A 3,544-nucleotide genomic window follows, 5' to 3' on the forward strand; every position below is an offset into this window, starting at 1 on the left:
AGGCAGTAGACGATAATCGTCGAAGAAATAGAGCGGCATGGCATCACACACGAGATTTAGCCTGGATCCAAACAGTACTCGGTATCCTACTCATTGCATGGGCAGCCTACCTTGGCTAGCACTAAGTAAATCTGTTTCACAAAAGCCCGGCATGACCGGGCTTTTTTCTATACCTGCTTGCTCACAAACTTGAACCGCGGACTAAGCTTTCCTTTATAGTCCACTTCCTCCACAAACTCTTCCTTGCGGCGGATCCACCAGCCGCCTTCCCCGCGCTCCAAACCCTGGTACACGCTATGGAATACCACAAACTCCTCGTTGGTATCGTCCATTTTTGCTACGGAAACGACCTTGTAGATGCCGCCTTTGTAGTGGCGGTAAATTCCTGGAGTAACATTCTCTTGCATGGCCTCACCGTATCATGGCCGGGCAGCATCGTCCATGTAAGATTTCAAAAATGAACGCCGGTGATACTCGGTCAACCCATATGCAGTTATGGCAGCTCGATGCGCCGCAGATCCGTAGCCCACGTTCTTTTCCCATGCATAGTGTGGGTGATGTACGGACAGCTCTCTCATAAAGGTGTCACGTGCCACCTTAGCAATGATAGAGGCAGTCATAATCGGCAAATAAGTCTCGTCCCCTTTCACAAACCGCTCGGTGGGGATTTCTTTCTCGTAGCCATGGAATAAGCCGGCATCGGCCAAGACCTTGTCCGGTCGCGCCGTCAAACCATCGAGAGCCCGTGTGGCAGCCAGGGTGGTGGCACCAACAATTCCCTTCTCATCTATTTCGGCAGCCGATGCCATGCCCAGGCCCCACGCAATCCGTCCCTTTAAAAACGCATTTCCCCGCTCCCGCGCGAGCAAGGTTAATTTCTTGGAATCGGTAGGTTCACGGCGCAGTACATTGCGCAGTTCATTACGGAGCAACTCCTCTTCAGACATCAAAAAGGAAGCCGCCACAACGGCCACGGGACCGGCTAATGACCCCCTTCCAACCTCATCTATGCCAGCAAGTAGCAAGTCAGCCATATGAATGCTAGTATAGCGGCATCTCGAACCTTGGTGACATTATGGGTCAAGAACACTCCTTCATCGTTGAGGAAGTGCTAGGGGTAATCCTGCTCCTCACCCTAATGGGTGGCTGGCATTTTCTCGGCTGGGTGCAAACCAGTTCGCCCTGTAACAAGTGGCGCATCTGGTGCAGCTCGCAGCTCGACCTGTTCCGGTGTGTGGCATGGTATGCAGTCATTCTTTCTTTTGCCGTTGCCACCGGCATTGTTCTTGGCAAAATGCTTTACTTCCTCATCAGCAACCGCGCACTGTAGCGTGGTTCAACCAAAAAGCGACCCCCGTGGGCCGCTTTTTTCTTTACTTACCCTTGGCAAGCATTGTCTTGAGGTAGCGGCCGGTATGGCTCTTCTCTACCTTGGCAACATCCTCAGGAGTACCGGTGGCAACTATCATGCCCCCGCCGGAACCACCCTCTGGCCCCATATCGATGAGCCAGTCCCCGCACTTAATGACATCAAGGTTATGCTCAATGATAAGGATAGAGTTACCCTTGTCCACAAGCGCTTGAAGCACATGGAGAAGGCGGTTCACGTCTTCAAAGTGAAGGCCAGTAGTTGGCTCGTCCAGAATGTAGAGTGTCTTACCTGTAGCACGGCGGGAAAGCTCTGTTGCAAGCTTAATACGCTGCGCTTCACCACCGGAAAGGGTGGTGGCAGGTTGGCCAATCTTCATGTAGCCCAAACCTACGTCATTCAACACGGCCAGCTTCTGCTTAATGGCAGGGATGGCATCAAAGAAAGCGAGCGCCTCTTCGACGGTCATATTGAGGACCTCTGAGATGTTCTTGCCCTTGTAGTGAATTTCCAAGGTTTCTTTGTTGTAGCGCTCACCGTGACACTCGTCACAGGTTACGTACACATCAGGAAGGAAGTTCATTTCAATCTTAAGGACACCGTCACCGGCACAGGTCTCACAGCGGCCACCCTTCATGTTGAAGGAGAAGCGTCCTTGCTTGTACCCGCGGGCCTTAGCCTCAGGGGTAGCGGCCCAAATGTCACGGATTGCCGTAAACATACCCGTATAGGTAGCCGGGTTGGAACGCGGGGTGCGGCCAATTGGGCTCTGATCGATATCGATCACCTTGTTCAAATGCTCAAGGCCCCTAATTTCCTCGTGCTTACCTGGGATGTCCTTGGCGCCATAGAAATGGGCGTTGAGGGCAGTGGCAAGAATGTCGTTAATAAGGGTAGATTTACCCGATCCGGATACACCGGTAACACAGGTCAAAACACCGAGTGGGATTTTGGCACTGACGTTGCGCAGGTTGTTCTCCTTGGCACCAATAATCTCTACAAAACGGCCATCGCCCTTGCGGCGTTTCTTTGGGGTAGGAATTTCCTTCTTACCAGAAAGGTACTGGCCGGTGATGGAGTTTGGGTTGGCAGCCACTTCCGCAGGGGTTCCCTGGGCAATAACCTCACCACCATGCTTACCGGCACCAGGGCCGATATCGATAAGGTGGTCAGCAGCCTCCATGGTTTCCTGGTCGTGCTCTACAACAAGAACGGTATTGCCAAGGTCGCGCAAGCGGGTAAGGGTCTCTAGGAGACGGGTGTTATCGCGCTGATGCAGACCAATGGAAGGCTCGTCCAAGATGTAGAGTACGCCAGTAAGGCCAGACCCGATCTGGGTAGCCAAACGGATACGCTGCGCCTCACCACCAGCCAAAGTGTTGGCTGAACGGTCCAAGGTAAGGTAAGAGAGACCAACATCTTGAAGGAAGCCTAGGCGGTCACAGATCTCTTTAAAGATCTGGCGGGCAATGTGCTGTTCGTTTTCAGTAAGCACGCCACCCTTTTGGAGGTTGCCAAAGTAGACCGCAGACTCATCAACGGTCATTTGGTTCACCTCAACAATGTTCTTGCCGGCAACCTTTACGCCAAGCACCTCAGGACGGAGACGGCCACCTTCACAGGTTGGGCACTTTTCTTCCACCATGTAGCGCTCAATTTCGCTGCGCACATAGTCAGACTCGGTCTCTTTGTGACGACGGGTAAGGTTAGGGATAACACCCTCGTAACTGGTGGTGTAACCAGTAACTGTGTATTTTTCTTCACCTGTACCAAAAAGCACAATTTGGCGCTGTTCTTCCGTAAGGTCCTGCCAGGCAGTGTTCATGGGAACCTTTTTAAGGCGTGCCACTTCTTCCATAACCTTTAGGTACCAAGTATCGAAGCTCGTGGAACGGCTCCAAGGGCGGATAGCACCCTCTGCAATAGTAAGGCGGGGGTTTGGCACAACACGCTCAGGGTCTACCTGAAGCAAGCGACCAAGGCCTTGGCACTTTGGACATGCGCCGTGTGGGCTGTTGAACGAGAACGAGCGGGGCTCAATTTCCGGAAGGGAAATGTTATCGAAAGGACAGTAAAAGTCCTCAGAGTAAAAAGCCTCACCCTCAGCCTCTAGACGGGCAACGACCAACTTTCCTTCAGCAAGCTTAAGCGCCTTCTCGATAGAATCCAGAAGAC

At 52.5% G+C, this 3,544-nt stretch carries 4 protein-coding genes; 1 reads left to right on the plus strand and 3 read right to left on the minus strand.

Annotated elements, in window-relative coordinates:
- Window positions 1-167: 167 nt before the first annotated feature.
- Both VLA04_05455 and VLA04_05460 read right to left on the minus strand, forming a co-directional pair.
- The gene (locus VLA04_05455; GenBank protein HSI21113.1) at window positions 168-407 is read right to left on the minus strand and encodes a DUF1653 domain-containing protein; all 240 of its coding nucleotides are present in this window, start codon (window positions 405-407) and stop codon (window positions 168-170) included.
- 12 nt (window positions 408-419) lie between these two features.
- Window positions 420-1,034, minus strand: a complete 615-nt coding sequence (locus VLA04_05460; GenBank protein HSI21114.1) for a ribonuclease HII — start codon at window positions 1,032-1,034, stop codon at window positions 420-422.
- A gap of 41 nt (window positions 1,035-1,075) precedes the next feature.
- Here VLA04_05460 and VLA04_05465 point away from each other — a divergent pair, with 41 nt between their 5' ends.
- Window positions 1,076-1,330 carry a hypothetical protein gene (locus VLA04_05465; protein HSI21115.1) on the plus strand — a complete coding sequence of 85 codons (255 nt, stop codon included), beginning with the start codon at window positions 1,076-1,078 and terminating at the stop codon, window positions 1,328-1,330.
- A 43-nt stretch (window positions 1,331-1,373) separates the two neighbouring features.
- On the opposite strand, the gene uvrA is transcribed toward VLA04_05465, so the two are convergent.
- Window positions 1,374-3,544, minus strand: a 2,171-nt coding sequence (gene uvrA, locus VLA04_05470; protein HSI21116.1) for an excinuclease ABC subunit UvrA, incomplete at its 5' end; no start/stop codon positions are given.

Source organism: Verrucomicrobiia bacterium, assembly GCA_035460805.1.
Lineage (GTDB): Bacteria > Patescibacteriota > UBA1384 > CAILIB01 > CAILIB01 > DATHWI01.

Coding starts and splice junctions, on each gene's coding strand:
- VLA04_05455 (HSI21113.1), bottom strand. CDS start 407: ATGCAAGAGAATGTTACTCCAGGAATTTACCGCCACTACAAAGGCGGC.
- VLA04_05460 (HSI21114.1), bottom strand. CDS start 1,034: ATGGCTGACTTGCTACTTGCTGGCATAGATGAGGTTGGAAGGGGGTCA.
- VLA04_05465 (HSI21115.1), top strand. CDS start 1,076: ATGGGTCAAGAACACTCCTTCATCGTTGAGGAAGTGCTAGGGGTAATC.